The organism is Streptomyces sp. NPDC002104, assembly GCF_053593795.1.
In genome coordinates this window covers 17,979-37,201 of the sequence record NZ_JBSFDF010000030.1, presented here as the reverse complement: position 1 = coordinate 37,201, position 19,223 = coordinate 17,979, and the positions used below count along the sequence as shown (strand labels likewise).

Genomic DNA, 19,223 nt, shown 5'->3' with positions numbered 1-19,223 from the left:
AACGTCTGAAGGAATCATGCACCGATCAGCCTCGCGCCTCACCCGCGTCCTCGCCTGCGCAGCCGTCCCGGTGATCCTCACGGTCGCCGGCTGCTCGTCCGACTCGGGCAAGAAGTCGGGCACCGACAGCGGCAAGAAGTCCGAAAGCTCCTCCTCGGCCCAGCCGAGCTCCGCGCCCTCCAAGCAGGCGCTGGAGAAGGCCGTGTACGCCACGCTGCCGGAGCCGTGCAAGGCGGTCTCCGCGAAGACCATCGGGGCGATCGTCCCCAAGGCGAAGGACGCCAACGGCACCGCCGCCAAGTCCAACGACCTCACCAGCCGCGCCACCTGCACCTGGAACGGTCTGGACGAGGCCGGGCTGAAGGGCTCGCAGTACCGCTGGCTCTCGATCTCCCTGGTCCGCTACGACTCCCTCGCCTCGGTCGGCACCGGCAACAAGCGCGCCGAGGACGAGTACGCCAAGCAGGTCGAGAAGGCGAAGGCCGTCGAGGGCGCGGAGAACGTGAAGCCGGAGGCGGCGGGCGGCATCGGTGACCAGGCCACCTCGGTCACCTTCACCACCAAGAAGGACGGCGACTTCTTCAACACGTCGATCATCGCCCGCACGCAGAACGTCGTCGTCACCCTCGACTACAACGGCACGGCCTACGAGGGCGCGACCGCTCCGGACCAGGCCAAGCTGCTCCAGGACGCCATCGCGGCGGCGAAGGAGACCGTGGCCTCGGTGCAGGCCGCCAACGGGGCGCAGCAGCCCGAGCAGTCGGCCCAGCCGGAACAGTCCGCGCAGCCTTCGCAGTCCGCGCAGCCTTCCCCGTCGAGCGTCTAGACCGATGGACCGGTAGGCCGGTAGGCCGGCAGACCGGTAGGCCGGTAGACCGGCTCCCGGGTCCGAACTCCCGGACGCAGCACGCCGTCGGCGGCCCGGAAGGCCCGGGTCCGGACCGCCGACGTCCCCTTCCCCGTACGCGCGTACGCTGTGCCCTGCCGTAGCTCGACAAGGGGAGGGGATCGCGGGTGGCCGCGATGCAGCTGACTCGTACGCACCGGATACTGATCGGTGTCGTGGTCGCCGGAGCCGTCGTGATCGCGGGGATCGGTTTCGCCGGTTCGTACTCCGCCGTGCGCGCCCTGGCCTTGAAGAAGGGCTTCGGTTCCTTCTCGCTGGTCTTCCCGATCGGCATCGACATGGGCATCTGCGTGCTGCTCGCGCTGGACCTGCTCCTGACGTGGATCCGGATCCCGTTCCCGCTGCTGCGCCAGACGGCGTGGCTGCTGACGGCGGCGACGATCGCCTTCAACGGCGCGGCCGCCTGGCCCGACCCCCTCGGGGTGGGCATGCACGCCGTGATCCCGATCCTGTTCGTGGTCACGGTGGAGGCAGCCCGGCACGCGGTGGGCCGGATCGCGGACATCACCGCCGACCGGCACATGGAGGGCGTCCGCCTCACGCGCTGGCTCCTTTCCCCGGTGCCCACCTTCAAGCTGTGGCGCCGGATGAAGCTGTGGGAGCTGCGTTCCTACGAGCAGGCCGTCGGCATGGAGCAGGACCGTCTGATCTACCAGGCCCGTCTGCAGGCCCGTTACGGCCGTGCCTGGCGCCGCAAGGCTCCCGTCGGGGCGCTGATGCCGCTGCGGCTGGCCCGCATAGGCGTCCCGCTGGCCCAGACCGCTCCCGAGGGCCTGGCCGCGGCGGGCATCGAGCCGCTGCTCATCCCGCCGCCCCCGGCCGCCGACCCGACGGCCGCCCCGGCGCTCCCGAAGGGCGCGGAGGGTGCCGAGGGCGTGCAGCACCCGGCCGCGGCGGCGGCCCTGGCCGCCAACGCCCCGGCCCCCGCACCGGCCCACGCCGCCGCGGGTGCCTCCGGCCCCGAGGCCGGGCAGCAGCACCAGCTCGCCGCCCCCGGCTCCCCGTACGCGGAGGGCCCGGCCGGGCCCATGGGTCCGCAGGGGCACCCCGACGCGGCGCCCTTCGTGGTGGACCCGACCGCCATGCCGGCCGCGCACAACAGTGCGTGGTTCGCGGCGCCGCGTGCGCCGCAGGCCGCGTACGAGGGCGGTTACAACCCGCAGTACGTCGAGGGTCTGGAGCCGATCCCGGTCATGCCCCCGACGGGCCCGGAGCAGGAGCAGGCCCCGGAGCAGGGCCCGGGACAGGCGCAGGGGCAGCCGCAGGGGCAGCCGCAGGAAGAGCAGGGGCCGGCGATACCGGCTCCCCGCCAGGAGGAGGCCTTCCCGGAGGGCGAGCCGCCGAGCGACGACGACGTGAAGTTCGCGGAGGCGGCGTACGAGGTCTTCCGCTCGCACCTGGAGGAGAACGGCGAGGTCCTGACCGCCGAGCAGCTCGACATACTGCTGTCCGACCGGCACGGCGTGGTGCATCCGCGCAGCGCCTCGCTGATCCGCAAGATCTTCCCGCAGCTCAAGCAGCGCTACCAGACCGAGCTGGAGAACGAGCACATCGCGTGACTCCGTGCAGGGCGAGGGGCCCGCACCCCGAAGGGCCCGCACCCCGAGGGGTGCGGGCCCTTCGCCCTGTCGTGCGTCCTCAGGCGGCGAGCAGCTTGCGCACCCGCTCCGCCCCGACCGCGAGCAGCAGCGTGGGCAGGCGCGGGCCGGTCTCCCGGGTCACGAGGAGGCGGTACAGCAGGGCGAAGAACGTCCGCTGCGCGATCTTGAGCTCGGGCGTCGGCTTGGCGTCGGGCTCCAGGCCGGCCATCACCTTCGGCACGCCGTAGACGAGGGTGGTGAGGCCATCGAGGGACCAGTGCGAGTCGAGCCCGTCGACGAGGCGGCGCAGGGATTCGCGGCCCTCGTCGTCCAGGGAGGACAGGAGCTCGGTGTCGGGCTCCTCCCGGACCAGGGTCCGCTGGTCGGCCGGGACCTGGGTGGTGATCCAGTTCTCGGCGCGGTCCAGGCGGGGGCGCACCTCGTCGAGCGAGGTCAGGGGCCGGTCGGGCTCCAGGTCGCTGAGGATGCGCAGGGTCTGCTCGTCGTGTCCGGCGGTGATGTCGGCGACGGAGGCGAGGGTCCGGTACGCCATGGGGCGCGGGGTGCGCGGCAGCTCGTGGGAGGCGACGCGTACGGCGCGGGCGTGGGCGGCGGCGTCGGCGGGCAGGACGGAGCCGTCGGCGACCTTGGTCTCCAGCTTGTCCCACTCGTCGTAGAGCCGCTGGATCTCCTGGTCGAAGGCGATCTTGAAGGACTGGTTGGGCTTGCGGCGGGCGTAGAGCCAGCGCAGCAGCTGCGGCTCCATGATCTTCAGCGCGTCGGAGGGGGTGGGGACCCCGCCCTTGCTGGAGGACATCTTGGCCATGCCGCTGATGCCGACGAAGGCGTACATCGGTCCGATCGGCTGCTCGCCGCCGAAGATCCCGACGATCTGGCCGCCGACCTGGAAGGAGGAGCCGGGCGAGGAGTGGTCGACGCCGGAGGGCTCGAAGATCACGCCCTCGTAGGCCCAGCGCATGGGCCAGTCGACCTTCCAGACGAGCTTGCCGCGGTTGAACTCGCTGAGCTTGACCGTCTCGGTGAACTGGTCCTCGGTGCAGACGTAGGTCAGTTCGGTGGTCTCGTCGTCGTAGGACGTGACCTGCGTGAAGTCCTTGCCGCACTGGCCGCAGTAGGGCTTGTACGGGAAGTACTCGGTGCCCTCGGCGCTGCCGTCGTCCTCGGCGGCCGCGCCGGAGCCCTCGGCGGCCTCCAGCTCGGCCTCGTCGACCTGCTTCTGCTGGGGCTTCTTGCCGCCCGGCTTCTGCTTGGTGCGGTACTGGTCGAGGATCGCGTCGATGTCGCCGCGGTGCTTCATCGCGAACAGGACCTGCTCGCGGTAGGTGCCGGCGGTGTACTGCTCGGTCTGGCTGATCGGGTCGTACTCGACGCCGAGCTCGGCGAGCGCCTCGACCATGGCGGCCTTGAAGTGCTCGGACCAGTTCGGGTACGCGGAGCCCTCGGGGGCGGGCACGGCGGTCAGCGGGCGGCCGATGTGCTGGGCGTGGGACTCCTCGGTGACGCCGGGGATGCCCTTGGGCACCTTGCGGTACCGGTCGTAGTCGTCCCAGGAGATGAGGTGGCGGACCTCGTGGCCGCGGCGGCGGATCTCGTCCGCGACCAGGTGCGGGGTCATGACCTCGCGGAGGTTGCCCAGGTGGATCGGGCCGGAGGGGGAGAGTCCGGAGGCGACGACGATCGTTTTGCCCGGGGCTCGGCGCTCCGCCTCGGCGATGACCTCGTCCGCGAAACGGGAGACCCAGTCGGTCTCGGTGCTGCTCTGCGCGCTCTGAGCCACGACACGTCCTTCTATCTCGAATGCTGGCTGTGGGCCATTCTCCCAGACGGAAGGCAACGCTCCGGGGTTGCTTCCACCCACCGATATACCGGGAAGTGGCGGGCCCCCTCGTGGGATACTCGGTCCTTGTCGCAAACCCCCGTCGAAACCCCAGTGCGCGCATCGGCACGACCTCACAGGAACGGCAGCTCATGGCCTCGGTCCCTTCCCTCGCTTCCTCCGTCAACCAGCGCGTCGCCGACGCACTCGTCTCCGCCCTGCCGGAGGCCGGTGCGAGCGACCCGCTGCTGCGACGAAGCGACCGGGCCGACTTCCAGGCCAACGGGATCCTGGCGCTCGCGAAGAAGGCCAAGGCCAATCCGCGTGAGCTGGCGACCACGGTGGTCGAGGCCGTCGAGAGCGGCGACACCGCCGGCCTGATCCGGGAGATCGAGGTCTCGGGTCCCGGGTTCCTCAACATCACGATCACCGACAGGGCGATCGTGGAGACCCTGGCGGCCCGTGCCGCGGACGACCGTCTCGGCGTGCCGCTCGCCGCGAAGCCGGGTACGACGGTGATCGACTACGCGCAGCCGAACGTGGCCAAGGAAATGCACGTGGGCCACCTGCGTTCCGCGGTGATCGGCGCGGCGATGGTGGAGATCCTGGAGTTCACCGGCGAGAAGGTGGTCCGGCGTCACCACATCGGCGACTGGGGCACCCAGTTCGGCATGCTCATCCAGTACCTGATGGAGCACCCGCACGAGCTGGACCACACGGCGGGAGAGGGCGCGGAGGTCTCCGGCGAGGAGGCCATGTCCAATCTGAACCGCCTCTACAAGGCCTCGCGCACGCTCTTCGACTCCGACGAGGAGTTCAAGACGCGGGCCAGGGCCCGGGTGGTGGACCTGCAGGCCGGGGAGCCGGAGACGCTGGCGATGTGGCAGCGGTTCGTGGACGAGTCGAAGATCTACTTCTACTCCGTCTTCAACAAGCTGGACATGGACATCCAGGACCCGGACGTCATCGGCGAGTCCGGCTACAACGACATGCTCGTCGAGACCTGCAAGCTGCTGGAGGAGTCGGGCGTCGCCGTCCGTTCCAACGGCGCGCTCTGCGTGTTCTTCGAGGACGTCAAGGGCCCGGACGGCAACCCGACGCCGCTGATCGTCCAGAAGTCCGACGGCGGTTTCGGCTACGCCGCGACCGACCTCTCGGCGATCCGCAACCGGGTGGCCGACCTCGGCGCGACCACGCTCCTCTACGTGGTGGACGCGCGGCAGTCCCTGCACTTCAAGATGGTCTTCGAGACGGCCCGGCGGGCCGGCTGGCTGAACGAGGACACCAAGGCCGCGCAGCTGGCCTTCGGCACCGTGCTGGGCAAGGACGGCAAGCCGTTCAAGACCCGTGAGGGCGAGACGGTGCGGCTGGTGGACCTCCTCGACGAGGCCGTCGACCGGGCGACCGCGGTGGTCCGGGAGAAGGCGGAGAAGATCGGCCTGAGCGAGGCGGAGATCGTCGAGAACGGCCAGTACGTGGGCATCGGCGCCGTGAAGTACGCGGACCTGTCCACCTCGGCCGCGCGCGACTACAAGTTCGACCTGGACCAGATGGTGTCGCTGACCGGTGACACGTCCGTGTACCTGCAGTACGCGTACGCCCGGATCAAGTCGATCCTGCGCAAGGCGGGCGAGGCGGGCGACCGCAAGCCGGCCGCGCACCCGGAGCTGGAGCTGGCGCCGGCCGAGCGCGCGCTGGGCCTGCACCTGGACCACTTCGGCGATCTCATCGCCGAGGCGGCCGCGGAGTACGCCCCGCACAAGGTGGCGGCGTACCTCTACCAGCTGTCCTCGCTGTTCGCGACGTTCTACGAGCAGTGCCCGGTCGTGAAGCCCGAGCCCGAGCTCGTCGTCGGCGAGAACCGTCTGTTCCTGTGCGACCTGACCGCCCGCACCCTCAGCAAGGGCATGTCCCTCCTGGGCATCCGCACCCCCGAGAAGCTCTGACCCGGGGCGCCCGGATCACCGGCGGCCCCCGTCTCCCCCACCGGGAGACGGGGGCCGCGGCATGTGCGAGGTCCACGGGAAGGCGCGCCGCCCGGGACCTCGTTCACCCGTACGGTCCGATTTCGGCCATGCGGGCCGGGTAGGGGACGGGCCGTCCATCCCCTACCCACCCCTACGGAGGGCCCCGTGCCCGACATGAACGGTCCCTACAAGTCCGGTACCCCCTGCTGGATCGACCTGATGGTTCCCGACCAGCAGGCCGCCATCGACTTCTACGCCGACCTCTTCGGCTGGCAGGGCGAGGTCGGCCCGCCCGAGACCGGCGGGTACGCCGTCTGCACCCTCAAGGGCAAGGCGGTCGCCGGAATCATGAAGGCGATGAACCCGGACGGCAGCACCCCCGACCCGATGCCCCCGACCGTGTGGACCACCTACCTGGCCACGGACTCCCTCGACTCCACCCTCAAGGCCGTCACCGACGGGGGCGGCACGGTCATGATGGGCGCGATGGACGTCATGGACCTCGGCCGGATGGCCGTCATCGCCGACCCGACCGGCGCGGTCGTCGGCCTGTGGCAGGCGGGCACCTTCGACGGGGCCGGCATCGTCAATGAGCACGGCGCGCTCATCTGGAACGAGCTGAGCACCGGCGACGTGCCCGCCGCGAGAGCGTTCTACGGCTCCGTCCTGCCCGTCACCACGGCCGCCTCCCAGATGCCGGGGGCCGAGGGGTACACGGAGTTCCAGGTCGACGGCCGCTCGGTGGCCGGAATGATGGACCTGAGCACCCTCCCGCCGGGCACCCCGCCGAACTGGATCCCGTACTTCAGCGCCGACGACGTCGACGAGATCCAGGCCGCCGCCACCCGCGCCGGAGGCTCCGTCATCGCCCCCGCCTTCGACATGGCGGCCGGCCGCATGGCCGTCCTGGCCGACCCCCAGGGCGCCGTCTTCTCGGTGATCAAGGCCCGCCCGGAGACCACCGGCTGACGGACGCGCACACCCGGGCACCCAGGTGCGTGCGTGACGGGGCTCACAGGGAACGTATCCCCTGTGGGCCCCCTCCTCTGTGTGCCGGAAGGTTTCATCACCGAGGGGGCACCGCATGAAGGGCATGACGCACACGACACGCAGGCGCACCGGGCAGGCGCTCGCCGCGCTGCTCGCCGCCGACGGACTGGTCCACCTGTACTGGGCCACGGGCCTGACCTGGCCCGCCCCCGACGAGCGGACCCTGTCCCTGGCCGTGCTCGGCTCCGAGGTGTCCTTCGGCCGGCCCGTGGTCCTGCCGCTCGCCGCCCTCACCCTGACCGGGGCCGCCGCCGTGCTCGCGCACGCGCACGGCCGGGGCAGCGGCCCCGTCCGCCGGGCCGCCCGCCTGGGGACGGCCGCGGTCGCCGCCGGCCTGGCGGTACGGGGCCTCGCGGGCCTGGGCTGGGCCGCCGGCCTCCTCCCCGCCCCGCAGGACGGCCCCTTCCGCACCCTGAACCTCGCCCTGTACACCCCGGCCTGCCTCGGCTTCGGCTGGGCCGCGGTCCGCCTGGCACGGGCCCGGTGACCCCGCCCGATCGCCCCGCCGCGGGGCCCCTCACCCCCGACGCCCGCGCCCGCGGAGTCGCCCTCGCGCGCGCGGCCCGCGCCGGGGACACCCTCGCGCTGCACGAGCTCCTCGACCACCTGACCCCGTACCTCGCCCGGATCTGCCACCCGATCGCCCTCGCGGACGGCCCCGACGCCACGCAGGAGGCCCTGCTCGCGGTCTTCCGGTCCCTGCGCACGCTCCGCGACCCGGAGAGCCTGTACGGCTGGGTCCGTTCCATCGCGGTCCGCGAGGCCGTCCGCACCGCCCGGCGCGCCTCCCGCGACCGGCCGGCCGAACTGGCCGACGTACCCGCCCGGGACGATCCGCAGCTGGCCGCCGACATCGAGGACGTCCTGGCCCGCCTCACGCCCGGCCACCGGGCGGTCCTGGTCCTGCGCGACGTCGAAGGCCTCGACGAGGAATCCGCCGCCGCCCTGCTCGGCGTCCCGCCGGGCACCGCCAAGTCCCGGCTGCACCGGGCCCGTACGAGTTTCCGGAAGGCGTGGTCCGCATGACGTACGAACTGGATCAGGTCGCCCGCCTGCGCATCATGGCGGCCGCCGTCCCCGGAGCCCGGGTCGTCGAAGCGACCCTCCCCGCCCCCCTGCCGGACGTCTGGGCGGTGATGTCGGACCTGGAGGGCGACTTCGGCCGCTTCCAGCCGGACATGCGCACCGTCCGCGTGCTCCGCGTCACGGGCGACCGTGTGGAGGCCCTGGCCCGCAGCAAGTACGGCCTGCGGGCCCACTTCCGCGGCGTCCTGCGCCCCGGCTGGTGCTGGCTCCAGAGCCGCTTCCTGATCATCGGCATGGCCGCCGCCCAGCATCCCGACGGCGGCACCCGCGTGGCCCTGACGGGCGGGGTACGGGTGCCCGGCCGCGCGGCGATCGTCCCCGTGGGCGCGGAGCGGGAGCTACGGGTGGCGATGGCCCGACTGGCGGCCCGGGTCAGCGCCTGAGGCGGTCCCGGGGCACGGAAGCCAGCGGCCGAGCCCCCGGAACTCGCACCAGACGACCTTCCCGGGAGCCCGGGGCAGCACCCCCCACGCATCGGCCAGCGCCTCGACCAGGAGCAGCCCCCGACCGCCCGTCCGCCCGCGGATCCGCGAGAGCCCGGGCCCGCTGTCGTGCACCTCGACGCGGACGGTTCCGTCGTACGTGAGCAGCCGCAGCAGGTAGCCCCGGCCGCGCGGGACGCCGTACCGCAGCGCGTTGGTCGCGAGTTCGCTCACGCAGAGCAACACGTCGTCCTGCCGGGAGGTCCTGCCCCACGCGTCCAACGTGTCACGTGTGAAGTGTCGTGCGGCGCTGATGGTTTGGGGTGAGCGCAGGTAGAGGCGCTCCTGAACCAGGGCGGGTTGAGTATGCAGATTCACCCTTCGATCGTCGCGTTACGTCACTAGCGTGTGGCTGAGCGCCAACCCGTACTCAGTGATGAGTACGGGTTGGCACGGGGTAGTTCAGCCGCAAGGGTGGGGAGTCCATCGTCATGCCACCGAGGAAACGCGCACGGCCCAACGCGACGACCATGAAGATGGTCGGCAAGCAGGTGGCCGCGGCCCGGATCGCCAAGAATCTGACGCAGAAGCAGCTCGCCGTGTTGCTGCAGCTGGACGAAGAAACCGTCGCGTCCATCGAGCAAGGGCGGCGGGCGCTGATGCTGAACATCGCGGAGCTGATGGATCACCATCTGGGTTTGCCAGGGCTGCTGACCGTTGCTGCCCACGAGATGCCGCTTGTGGACACCACTCCTCCGTGGGCGGAGGAGTACATGGATCTGGAAAGCAGAGCCCTTGCACTCTCCTGGTACGAGTCCATCCGCATCCCGGGACTGCTCCAGACCGAAAACTACGCACGGGCACTGTTCCGCAACCGCGTACCGGCCCACCCCGAGGAAGAGATCGAAGCTCTCACCGTCCGCCGTGTCGCCAGGCAGACCATCCTGCACCGAAAGGCCCCACCGAGCATCAGCTTCGTCCTCTGGGAGGCCGCGTTCCAGGCCCGAATCGGTGGGGAGGACGCCTATCTGGAGCAGCTGCACCATCTGCGCGCCTGCATGGACCTGCCGAACGTCACACTGCAAATCCTGCCCTTTGGACAGACCACTCACCCCGGCCTCAACGGTCCGTTCATTCTTCTGGAGACGCCGGCACACCAGCACTTCGCGTACTCCGAAGTGCAGCGCGGCAGCCTGTTGGTCTCCAATGCGGACGAGGTCAGCATCCTCGCCCGCAGGTATGCAATGCTGCGGACTCAGGCCCTCAACACCGAGCAGACGCGGGGCCTGTTGAGCCGCCTGCTAGGAGAGACATGACTGCCACGACCGCACCGAAGTGGTTCAAGTCCAGCTACAGCGGTGACGACGGCGACGCCTGCCTGGAGGTGGCCATCGCCTGGCAGAAGTCCACGTACAGCGACGGCAGCGCCGCCGCCTGCGTAGAGGTCGCCACCTGCGCGACCCAGGTCCACGTCCGGGACTCGAAGGTCCCGCACGGACCCGTGCTGGACCTCACCCCCACCGCCTGGGCCGCCCTCACGGAGTGGACCGCTCGCTGATCAGCGCGGCCAGGCCGTCCAGGATGCGGTCCAGGCCGAAGCGGAACTGGAAGTCCGGCTCGTCCGCGCCCGAGAACGCGTCGGATTCCAGCAGGCGGGTCACCGCCGGGTGGGTGTCCGGGGCGGTCATCAGCCGCAGGGTGCGTACGTACTGACCCAGGACCTGGTCCGGTGAGACGCCGGCCTTCACGATGGCGTCCATCATGTCCGCGACCATCGTCGCCTCGTTGCGCACCAGGCCGCCGATCAGGATGATCGCCGAGACCTTCTCGCCCTCCCTCAGCGCCGTCCCGGCCATCGCCGCGAGTCCGCGTTCCATCCAGGCGAGCTGGTTCGGGCTGACCGGGGCGCCGGTGAGCGGGATGCGCACGATCCAGGAGTTGGCCATCAGGACGGCCCGCTGCGCGTACGCCCAGTCGGTCAGCAGCTCCCGCCAGTCCGCGCCCGATGCGGGGTCGGGCAGCGCCGGCGGGGCACCGACGCCCGCGTCGGCCATCAGGATGTAGAGCTCTTCCTTCGCCGTGACGTACCGGTAGAGGGACATCGTCGAGACGCCCAGCTCCTTGGCCACCCGGCCCATGGAGACGGCGTCCATCCCCTCCGCCGCGGCCAGTGCCACCGCCGCGTCCACGATCCGCTGGAGGGTGAGGGTGGGGCGCGGGCCCTTGCCGGGGCGTTCGCGCAGGCCCCAGGCCATGGCCAGGCTCGCCGGGAGCCCCGTGCCGTCGTCTTCCGCTTCGTTCGTCATCGCCGTGCCGCCCCCTTCCCTCCGTCATGAGTCGTTGACGCACATCCTAGTTCTGTGTATTACTTACGCAATGGCGCGTAACCCATACGCAGAACGCAGATCGGAGTCCTCCGTGGACGACCTCGGCATCCACGCCACTGCCCTGACCAAGTCCTTCGGCGCCCTGCGCGTCCTCGACGGCATCGACCTCGCCGTCCCGCGCGGCAGCGTCCTCGCCCTGCTCGGCCCCAACGGCGCCGGGAAGACCACCACCGTCCGGATCCTCGCCACCCTCACCGAGCCCGACTCCGGCACCGCCCGGATCGCGGGCCACGACACGGCGTCCGCGCGGGCCCTCGTACGCCGCTCCATCAGCCTCACCGGGCAGTTCGCGGCCGTCGACGACCTCCAGACCGGCGCCGAGACCCTGCGCATGGTGGGCCGGCTGCGCGGACTGCGCCCGCGCGCGGCCCGGGCGCGGGCCGAGGAGCTGCTGGAACGCTTCGGCCTCACGGAGGCCGCACGCCGCACGGCGAAGAGCTACTCGGGCGGCATGCGCCGGCGCCTCGACCTCGCCGCGAGCCTGGTCGCCCGGCCCGAGGTGATCTTCCTGGACGAGCCGACCGCCGGGCTCGATCCGCGCAGCCGCCAGGACCTGTGGGAACTCGTACGGGAACTGCGCACCGACGGCACGAGCGTGCTGCTCACCACCCAGTACCTGGAGGAGGCCGACCGGCTCGCCGACCGCGTGGCCGTCCTGGCCGGCGGCCGGATCGCCGCCGAAGGCACCCCGGCGGAGCTCAAGTCCCGCGTCGCGGGCCACCGGCTCGACCTGACCCTCGCCGGCAGGGCCGCCTACGACGCGCTGGCCCCGCGCGCGGCCCGCCTCACGGCGGGGGCGGGCGCCACCGGCACGGAGAGCCTCACCCTCGCGCCGGAGGAGCTCGGCCTCAGTCTGCCCACCGACGGCAGCGCCGCCCACGTCCGGTCCCTGCTCGACGCGCTCGACCCGGACCGCACGGCCGTGGACCGCTTCGCGGTCCGCGGCGCCACCCTCGACGACGTGTTCCTCACCCTGACGGGAGCCGCTCCGTGACCACTTCCACGCCGCCCCCCACGACCGCCCCCACGCTCCCCCGCCCCGGCGCCGCCACCGCGGCCCTCGCCCTCGCCGGGCGCGGCCTGCGCATCAGCCGCCGCCAACCCGACGTCCTGATCACGGCGTTGATGCTGCCGGTCATGCTGATGCTGATCTTCGTCTACTTCTTCGGCGGAGCCATCGACACCGGCACGGCCTACGTCACCTACGTGGTCCCGGGAGCGATGCTGCTCTGCGCGGGCTTCGGCGCGGCGAGCACCGCCGTCGGCGTCGCCACCGACATGAAGGAAGGCGTCATCGACCGCCTGCGGTCCCTGGACGTGGGCGGCGTACCGTTCCTGGCCGGGCACGTCGCGGCCTCGGTCCTGCGCAACCTGGTGTCCACCGTCCTGGTCCTGGCCGTCGCCCTCGCCATCGGCTTCCGCCCGCAGGCCTCGCCGTCCGGCTACCTGGCCGCGGCCGCGCTGCTGGTCGCGTACATCGCCGCGATCTCGTGGCTGGCCGCGACGCTCGGACTGCTCGCGGGCAATCCGGAGGCGGCGGGCGGGTTCACCTTCCTGATGATGTTCCTGCCGTACCCCTCCAGCGCGTTCGTCCCCATCGACACCATGCCCGGCTGGCTCCACGGCTTCGCCGACCACCAGCCGCTGACCCCGGTGATCGAGTCCCTCCGGGCCCTGCTCCTGGCCCGGCCCGCGGGCGACGCCCCCTGGATCGCCCTGGCCTGGTGCGCGGGCATCGGGCTGGTGTCCGTAGCCCTGTCGGCCGTCGTCTTCGAACGGCGGACGCGGTAGGCACCACCACGGCGGACACCACCGCGGCCCGTCCCCCGTGAGCGGACGGGCCCCGGCGTGCGGATCCCGGTGTCTCGGTGCGTCAGTGCAGCGGGTACGAGTGCCGGCCCGTCGCCGCGTCGATCTCCGAGTGCGCCTTCTGAAGCATCTGCGACGCGATGTCCATGAGCGCGCGAGCGCCCGCGATCTCCTCCCCGACCCTCAGCTGCTCCGGGTCGGAGGGGTGACGCATGGCGTAGCCGCGCGCCCGTATCTCGGAGCCGTCCCCGAGTCTGACCAGGGCCGCCGCGCTGGTGCGGTGGCCCTCCTCGGTGAATTCGAGCTCCACATGCCACCCGACGAGCGTGGTCATGGCGGATCACCTCCAGGGGTCAGTGCACCCTGTTTCCAGGGTGCACCTGAGCGGGAGGCGATGCGAATCGGCTCAGCCGGCGGCCTTCGTACGGGGGCGCGAGCGGCCGAGGCGGCGGACGAGCGGGGTCTCCACCCAGGCGAAGAGGCCCCAGGACATCAGGAGCGTGGCCGCTCCGACGCCCGCGAGCAGGCCCAGGGTGACGGGGAGCGAGTACATCTGCTCCTCGCCGAGCGCCCAGCGCAGCGAACACATCGTGATGTAGTGCAGCAGGTAGAAGGCGAAGGAGATCTCGCCCAGCCACACCATCGCGCGGTGGCGGAAGACACTGGGCCGCCCCTCCACGTCCGCGCTCGCGGCGGCCGCGATCAGCAGCACGATCGGCACGATCATCACGGCGCGCTGGCCGTAGAGGTAGGGCACGTGGAAGGTCAGCCAGTAGCCGGCCGCCAGCAGCAGGCCCGACCACACCATGCCGATGTTGCGCCAGCGCCCGTGCTTCACGGCGAGCGCCACCAGGATGCCGAGGGCGAAGTCGGCCATGCGGACCGGGGGCAACACGTAGCTGAACCAGTACTGGGAGACCGAGCTGTCGTGACCGCTGGGGATGCGGTCGCCGCTGGGGAACAGGGCGTAGGCGAGCGCGGGCGTGGCCACGACCAGGGCGACCACAGCGCCGATCCAGTACTTCAGACGGGCGGGGTCGATCCGCTTGAAGGCCGCCAGCAGGGCCGGGAAGCAAAGATAAAAGACCGCTTCCACGGCGAGCGACCAACTCGGCGCGTTGACACTGAAGTTGGTCATGTACTCCGGCCACCACACCTGCACCATGAACAGGTTGGCCACCGCGACGCCCGCGGAGGTGTAGTACAGCGCGAACAGCGACAGGGCGAGCGCCCAGGTGACCACGTAGTTCGGGTAGATCTTGACGAAGCGGCGCCGCCAGAACGAGGTGGTCGTGTCCCGGTCCCGGGCCGACCAGGTCAGGACGAACCCGCTGAGGACGAAGAAGAAGGTCACCCCGAGCCCGCCGGCCTGGGTGAACCAGCCGGCCAGCCGGTACTCGGTGGCGTCGTCCGCCAGCAGCCGCAGCGGGGGTATCGGCAGGAAGGCGTGATGGGCGAAGACCAGCAGCGCGGCGGGGAAGCGCAGACCGGTGAGCGAATCGAGCCGGGGCGTACGGGACGGCGGTGCGGCGGTGCGGGGCGGCGCCGTTCTGGAGCGGGTCGGCGCAGAACCGGTCGAGATCTGGTCAGTGGCCATGGGGCTTCCTTCGGGGATGTGGTCCTGCGGCGCGGCCCTGATTCGGCAGGTGAGCGCCTTTGTACCGGCGCCCACTCGCGGCCCGCTCAACACGCCCACCCCGACCGATTCCGGCCGCGCCCCGCCCCGGCGCACGACAAGGGGCCCGGGCATCCCCGCCCGGGCCCCTCCGCATACCGCTCAGCCGTGCCGCTCAGCCGTGCCGCTCAGCCGTGCCGCTGCGCGGCTACCGCTCGGCGCGCAGCCACTGGGCGACCTCCGTGGCCCAGTACGTCAGGATCGTGTCCGCGCCCGCCCGCTTGATGCCGAGCAGGGTCTCCAGGATCGCCCGGTCGCGCTCGATCCAGCCCTTCTCCGCCGCCGCCTCGATCATCGCGAACTCGCCGCTGATCTGGTACGCCGCCACCGGGACGTCCACCGACTGCGCGACCCGGTAGAGGATGTCCAGGTAGGGCCCGGCCGGCTTGACCATCACCATGTCGGCGCCCTCCTCCAGGTCGAGGGCGAGCTCGCGCAGCGACTCCCGCGCGTTCGCGGGGTCCTGCTGGTACGTCTTGCGGTCGCCCTGGAGCGAGGAGGCGACGGCCTCGCGGAAGGGACCGTAGAAGGCCGAGGTGTACTTGGCCGTGTACGCGAGGATCGACACGTCCTCGTGGCCCGTCTCGTCCAGCGCGTCGCGGATGACACCGACCTGGCCGTCCATCATCCCGCTCGGGCCCACCACGTGGACGCCCGCGTCGGCCTGCACCTGCGCCATCTCGGCGTAGCGCTCCAGCGTCGCGTCGTTGTCGACACGGCCGTGCTCGTCCAGGACCCCGCAGTGGCCGTGGTCGGTGTACTCGTCCAGGCACAGGTCGGACATGATGACGAGATCGTCGCCGACCTCCGCCTTCACGTCGCGGATCGCGACCTGGAGGATCCCGTCCGGCTCGGTGCCCGCCGTGCCCCGCGCGTCCTTGTTCTCGTCCGCCGGAACCCCGAAGAGCATGATCCCCGAGACCCCGGCCTCGACCGCCTCCACGGCCGCCTTCCGCAGCGTGTCCCGGGTGTGCTGGACCACGCCCGGCATCGCCGCGATGGCGAGCGGCTCGCTGATGCCCTCCCGGACGAACGCCGGGAGGATCAGGTCCGAGGGGTGCAGCCGGTTCTCCGCGACCATCCGCCGCATCGCCGGGGTGGTGCGCAGCCGGCGGGGCCGCGAGCCGGGGAAGGATCCGTACGTGCTCATCTTCTAGTCGCCTCTTCGAGCTTCGACAGCAGTCGGGACCAGCCTAGGCCCCGGCCCCGGCCCGCCCGGCCCCGTTGCGTTCCTTCCAGGCCCAGAGCGCGTTCAGCCGGTGGTCCGGCGAGAAGAACGGGCCCAGTTCCAGGACCCGCTCGTACGCCCGCGGGGTCTCCGGGTGGTCCCGCAGGGCCAGTCCGTAGGCGCCGATGATCCGCGTCAGCGCGTCGTCCGCGTCCAGGAGGGACAGCAGCAGCTCCGTGGCATCGTCCGTGCGGTCGGGGGACTCCGCCATGCTGTCCGCGGCCGCCCGCCGCATCGGGCTGCGCGGATCCCGGGCCAGGTCGCGGACCGCAGCGCGCAGGGCGTCCACGTCCTCGCCCCCTTCCGCCCTCAGCAGGCTCAGGACCGCTCCGAACCGCACCGCGTCATCGGGGTCGCCCGCCAGGACGCGCAGGGCCTCGCGCTCCGCGGCCGTCCCGGTCCACAGGCACTCCACCGCCTGTACGCGCACCCGCGGATCGGGATGCCCGGCGTACCGCAGGGCGATGGCCCCCAGTCGCGGGTGTTCCGCGTCGCCCGCGCGCAGACCCATCAGCACGGCCTCCAGCACCGCCGGGTCCGTCTCCAGGTCGGCCCAGCCGGCGAGGGTCTCCAGATCCTCCTCGTGGTGCGGGTACGCGTCCACGTGCTGCATGCTCCACAGCCAGTCGGCGCCGAAGAGCCGGTGACCGGCGGACGGATGGCGGCGCAGGGCCGTCACCGTCTCCCGGGCGCCCTCGGCGGAGCGCTCCCCCAGCAGGTGCCGGGACTCGGCCCAGGCCGCGTGGCGGGTGTCCGGGTGCCGCACGGCACGCTCCACCAGTTCCTCCGGCGTGGCCACGATGCCGAACACCCGCTCCAGGGTGGTCAGTACGGCTCCGTGCCCCGTTCGCACCGTCAGCCCGCCGAGCGCGATCTCCTCGACCCGGCACCACTCTTCCTCGACCGACGAGACGTCCGCCGGTCCCGTCGCCCCCGTCAGCCGTCGCAGCTCCGCCTCCGCACCCGCCCCGTACCAGCGCCGGGCCGCGTCCAGCAGCCGTGTCCGCTCCGTCTGCGGCAGGCGCTCCTCCGGCTTCGCCAGGTCCTGGGACCACAGCAGCGCGCCGACGACCGCCCGGGAGCCGCTCTCGACGGCCCGCAGCAGCGGGGTCGTACCGTCGGGCAGCACCCGGTCCGGGTCGGCGCCGGCCTCCACCAGCACCCGGGCGAGCGCGTACGCGTACGAGGCCACCGCCGCGCACAGCGGTGTCAGCCCCTCCGCGCCGTCCGGCCCGTCGGGATCGGCGCCCTGCTCCAGCAGCACCCGTACCGCTTCCACGTCCCCCGACCGGACCGCGTCCCCCAGTGCCGTCATGTCTGGTCTCCGGCCGCCTAGTCGCCGGTCGTGCCGTCGAGCAGCTCGCGCAGGATGTCCAGGTGGCCGTTGTGGCGGGCCGTCTCCTCGGTGAGGTGCAGGAGGATCCAGCGCAGGTCGACGTGGGAGCCGTTGCCGCGGGGCCGCTGGGCCTTCTCGTCCAGGCTGTTCCCGGCGACCAGTTCGCGGTACCGGGCGCTCTGTTCGGCGTACTCGTCGAGCAGCTGCGCGAGCGGGAAGTCGACGGCGATGCGCATCTCGCGGTCGGGGTCCTCATCGGTCCAGGGGCCCTGGTCCTCCTCGCCGAGGAAGACCACCTGGAACCAGTAGTACTCGACCCAGCGGAGGTGGTTGATCAATCCGCTCAGGGTCATCAGCGGTGAGCCCGGCAGGATCGCCTTGCGGGCGTTCTCCGCCGAGACGCCTTCGCACTTGGTGCGGGCGGTGTCACGTGCGTAGTCGAGGAACGTGGTGAGCTGGGTGCGCTCGTCCCACGCGGACGGCGTGTCTTCGATTCTTGTCATCGCGCGAAGCGTCCCCGATCACCGCACCCGGTGTCGAAGCATTTAACGGCTCTCCCCACCCGGACCGTTCCGGTGCCTCCACCGCCACAGCCCCTCCGCCCGGATGTCGTCCGCGTACGGTCCCAGCGGCCCGATCCTCGCGTACGCCTCCGGGGTGCGCGGATCGTCCCGCAGCGCCAGGCCGTAGGCGGCGCTCAGCCGGACGTGGGTGTCCCCGGAGCCGAGCCGCTCCACCAGCAGCTCGGCGGTCTCCGGGGAACGGTCGGCGCCCCGCCCGAGGGCGTAGGCGGTCCAGCGCGCCACCACCGGGTCCGCGTCCCGCAGCAGCGCCGCCACGCGCTCCCGGTCCGCCTCCGCCAGTTCCTCCCCGGCCAGCACCTCGGCGGCCGCCGTCCGCACCGCGGCGTCGGTGTGCCGGCACAACGCCCGCACCGCGTGCAGCCCCCGCGGGGACAGCGGGCGCGCGAGGAGCCCCGGCACCTCGCGCAGCACCCCCGGGTCCGGATGCCCGGCGCGCCGCACCCCTACGGCCTCGTTCTCGGCGAGTTCCTCCTGCCTCAAGACCCCGAGGATCCGGGCCAGCACGTCCGCATCGGCCTCCACGGGCTCCCACTCCAGGAGGATCCGATGACACTCGTTCTCGTACCAGACCGGGTGCGCGGTGTCGTACCAGGCCCAGGCCGACAGCCGGTCCCGGACCACGTCGACCGCGAAGGCCCGCCGCCGCGGATCCGGGTCGCGGCGGAAGGCCGCCGCCTCGGCCCAGGTCTGCGCGCTGCGCCGCGCGGACAGCACGTGCAGCGAGGCGGCCCGGTCCACGTGCTCCTCGTCCGCCCGCCCCGGGACCGGGAACCGGACCGCGCGCTCGACCAGCTCCGCCACCGGGGCCAGGATCCGGAACTCCCACTCCAGCCGGGTCAGGACCCCGCCGTGCCCGGCCCGTACCCGCCGCCCGCCGAGGCCGATCTCCGGGACGCCCTCGTACTCCGAGTCCGTCACCCATACGGTGTCCGCCGGGCCCGCCGCCCCCGTCAGCCGCCGCAGCTCCGCCTCGGCGCCGGCCCCGTACCACCGCCGGGCCGCGTCCAGCAGCCTGCCGCGCTCCGCTTGCGACAGCGGCGGGCGGGCGGCGCCACCGAGCAGCGCACGCACCAGGGCCGGGGAGCCGCCCTCGACGGCCCGCAGCAGCGGGGTCGTCCCGTCCGGCAGCGCCCGGCCCGGATCCGCGCCCGCGGCCACCAGCTCCCCGGCGGCCTCGTGGTCGTACGCGTCCACCGCCGCGCACAGCGCGGCAACGCCGCCGTCGTCCTCATCGGGATCCGTGATCACGGCCCGAACATGCCACAGGGCCCGGATGCGCATCGCACCCGGGCCCTGCCACGTAACACCCCTGACGCCACTGACGCCGCCGATGGCGCCGACGCCACCGACTCCAC

At 72.2% G+C, this 19,223-nt stretch carries 20 protein-coding genes; 11 read left to right on the top strand and 9 right to left on the bottom strand.

The genetic code is table 11. The features are described from left to right. Positions 1-16: 16 nt before the first annotated feature. Positions 17-826 carry a DUF3558 family protein gene (locus ACWCP2_RS24015; RefSeq protein WP_450910625.1) on the top strand — a complete coding sequence of 270 codons (810 nt, stop codon included), beginning with the start codon at positions 17-19 and terminating at the stop codon, positions 824-826. 188 nt (positions 827-1,014) lie between these two features. Further along, positions 1,015-2,466 carry a DUF2637 domain-containing protein gene (locus tag ACWCP2_RS24010; protein WP_450910624.1) on the top strand — a complete coding sequence of 484 codons (1,452 nt, stop codon included), beginning with the start codon at positions 1,015-1,017 and terminating at the stop codon, positions 2,464-2,466. Between the two features lie 79 nt (positions 2,467-2,545). Here the strand turns inward: ACWCP2_RS24010 and lysS are convergent, their stop codons facing one another. After that, positions 2,546-4,285 carry a lysine--tRNA ligase gene (gene lysS / locus ACWCP2_RS24005; RefSeq protein ID WP_450910623.1) on the bottom strand — a complete coding sequence of 580 codons (1,740 nt, stop codon included), beginning with the start codon at positions 4,283-4,285 and terminating at the stop codon, positions 2,546-2,548. A gap of 191 nt (positions 4,286-4,476) precedes the next feature. Here lysS and argS point away from each other — a divergent pair, with 191 nt between their 5' ends. From argS to ACWCP2_RS23980, 5 genes are all read left to right on the top strand, one after another. Continuing rightward, complete coding sequence (gene argS / locus ACWCP2_RS24000) at positions 4,477-6,270, top strand: arginine--tRNA ligase (RefSeq protein WP_450910622.1); 1,794 nt, start codon at positions 4,477-4,479, stop codon at positions 6,268-6,270. A gap of 195 nt (positions 6,271-6,465) precedes the next feature. Next, positions 6,466-7,260 (top strand): VOC family protein, encoded by a 795-nt coding sequence (locus ACWCP2_RS23995; RefSeq protein ID WP_450910684.1) that lies wholly within the window; start codon positions 6,466-6,468, stop codon positions 7,258-7,260. Between the two features lie 124 nt (positions 7,261-7,384). Beyond that, positions 7,385-7,828, top strand: coding sequence for a DUF3995 domain-containing protein (locus ACWCP2_RS23990; protein ID WP_450910621.1), 444 nt, complete (start codon positions 7,385-7,387; stop codon positions 7,826-7,828). Further along, the gene (locus ACWCP2_RS23985; protein ID WP_450910620.1) at positions 7,825-8,367 is read left to right on the top strand and encodes an RNA polymerase sigma factor; all 543 of its coding nucleotides are present in this window, start codon (positions 7,825-7,827) and stop codon (positions 8,365-8,367) included. Before ACWCP2_RS23990 ends, ACWCP2_RS23985 begins: the two co-directional genes overlap by 4 nt. Further along, positions 8,364-8,810 (top strand): hypothetical protein, encoded by a 447-nt coding sequence (locus tag ACWCP2_RS23980; RefSeq protein WP_450910619.1) that lies wholly within the window; start codon positions 8,364-8,366, stop codon positions 8,808-8,810. The genes ACWCP2_RS23985 and ACWCP2_RS23980 overlap by 4 nt, the downstream gene beginning before the upstream one ends. On the opposite strand, the gene ACWCP2_RS23975 is transcribed toward ACWCP2_RS23980, so the two are convergent. Next, positions 8,766-9,227, bottom strand: coding sequence for an ATP-binding protein (locus tag ACWCP2_RS23975; RefSeq protein WP_450910618.1), 462 nt, complete (start codon positions 9,225-9,227; stop codon positions 8,766-8,768). The two genes, ACWCP2_RS23980 and ACWCP2_RS23975, sit on opposite strands and share 45 nt — an antisense overlap. 152 nt (positions 9,228-9,379) lie before the next feature. Here ACWCP2_RS23975 and ACWCP2_RS23970 point away from each other — a divergent pair, with 152 nt between their 5' ends. After that, a complete protein-coding gene (locus ACWCP2_RS23970; protein WP_450910617.1) occupies positions 9,380-10,165 on the top strand; it encodes a helix-turn-helix domain-containing protein in 786 nt (261 codons plus the stop codon). Then, positions 10,162-10,407: a DUF397 domain-containing protein gene (locus ACWCP2_RS23965; protein ID WP_450910616.1), complete on the top strand. Its 246-nt coding sequence runs from the start codon at positions 10,162-10,164 to the stop codon at positions 10,405-10,407. Before ACWCP2_RS23970 ends, ACWCP2_RS23965 begins: the two co-directional genes overlap by 4 nt. On the opposite strand, the gene ACWCP2_RS23960 is transcribed toward ACWCP2_RS23965, so the two are convergent. Further along, entirely contained in the window at positions 10,385-11,155 is a 771-nt protein-coding gene (locus ACWCP2_RS23960) for a TetR/AcrR family transcriptional regulator (RefSeq protein ID WP_450910615.1), read from the bottom strand. The genes ACWCP2_RS23965 and ACWCP2_RS23960 overlap by 23 nt on opposite strands. A gap of 70 nt (positions 11,156-11,225) precedes the next feature. Here ACWCP2_RS23960 and ACWCP2_RS23955 point away from each other — a divergent pair, with 70 nt between their 5' ends. Both ACWCP2_RS23955 and ACWCP2_RS23950 read left to right on the top strand, forming a co-directional pair. Continuing rightward, a complete protein-coding gene (locus tag ACWCP2_RS23955; RefSeq protein ID WP_450910614.1) occupies positions 11,226-12,230 on the top strand; it encodes an ATP-binding cassette domain-containing protein in 1,005 nt (334 codons plus the stop codon). 86 nt (positions 12,231-12,316) lie between these two features. Continuing rightward, entirely contained in the window at positions 12,317-13,027 is a 711-nt protein-coding gene (locus tag ACWCP2_RS23950) for an ABC transporter permease (RefSeq protein WP_450910683.1), read from the top strand. Between the two features lie 82 nt (positions 13,028-13,109). Here ACWCP2_RS23950 and ACWCP2_RS23945 read toward each other — a convergent pair whose 3' ends face one another. From ACWCP2_RS23945 to ACWCP2_RS23920, 6 genes are all read right to left on the bottom strand, one after another. Further along, positions 13,110-13,379, bottom strand: a complete 270-nt coding sequence (locus ACWCP2_RS23945; RefSeq protein ID WP_403718260.1) for a DUF1876 domain-containing protein — start codon at positions 13,377-13,379, stop codon at positions 13,110-13,112. Positions 13,380-13,451: 72 nt separating this feature from the next. Beyond that, on the bottom strand, positions 13,452-14,642 hold the full coding sequence (locus tag ACWCP2_RS23940) for an acyltransferase family protein (RefSeq protein ID WP_450910613.1): 1,191 nt from the start codon (positions 14,640-14,642) through the stop codon (positions 13,452-13,454). Positions 14,643-14,868: 226 nt separating this feature from the next. Continuing rightward, positions 14,869-15,870, bottom strand: a complete 1,002-nt coding sequence (gene hemB / locus ACWCP2_RS23935) for a porphobilinogen synthase (protein WP_450910612.1) — start codon at positions 15,868-15,870, stop codon at positions 14,869-14,871. A gap of 43 nt (positions 15,871-15,913) precedes the next feature. Next, positions 15,914-17,263 carry an ankyrin repeat domain-containing protein gene (locus ACWCP2_RS23930; protein ID WP_450910611.1) on the bottom strand — a complete coding sequence of 450 codons (1,350 nt, stop codon included), beginning with the start codon at positions 17,261-17,263 and terminating at the stop codon, positions 15,914-15,916. A 17-nt stretch (positions 17,264-17,280) separates the two neighbouring features. Beyond that, positions 17,281-17,787: a DinB family protein gene (locus ACWCP2_RS23925; protein ID WP_450910610.1), complete on the bottom strand. Its 507-nt coding sequence runs from the start codon at positions 17,785-17,787 to the stop codon at positions 17,281-17,283. Positions 17,788-17,829: 42 nt separating this feature from the next. Then, the gene (locus tag ACWCP2_RS23920) at positions 17,830-19,116 is read right to left on the bottom strand and encodes a HEAT repeat domain-containing protein (protein WP_450910609.1); all 1,287 of its coding nucleotides are present in this window, start codon (positions 19,114-19,116) and stop codon (positions 17,830-17,832) included. Positions 19,117-19,223 lie beyond the last annotated feature (107 nt).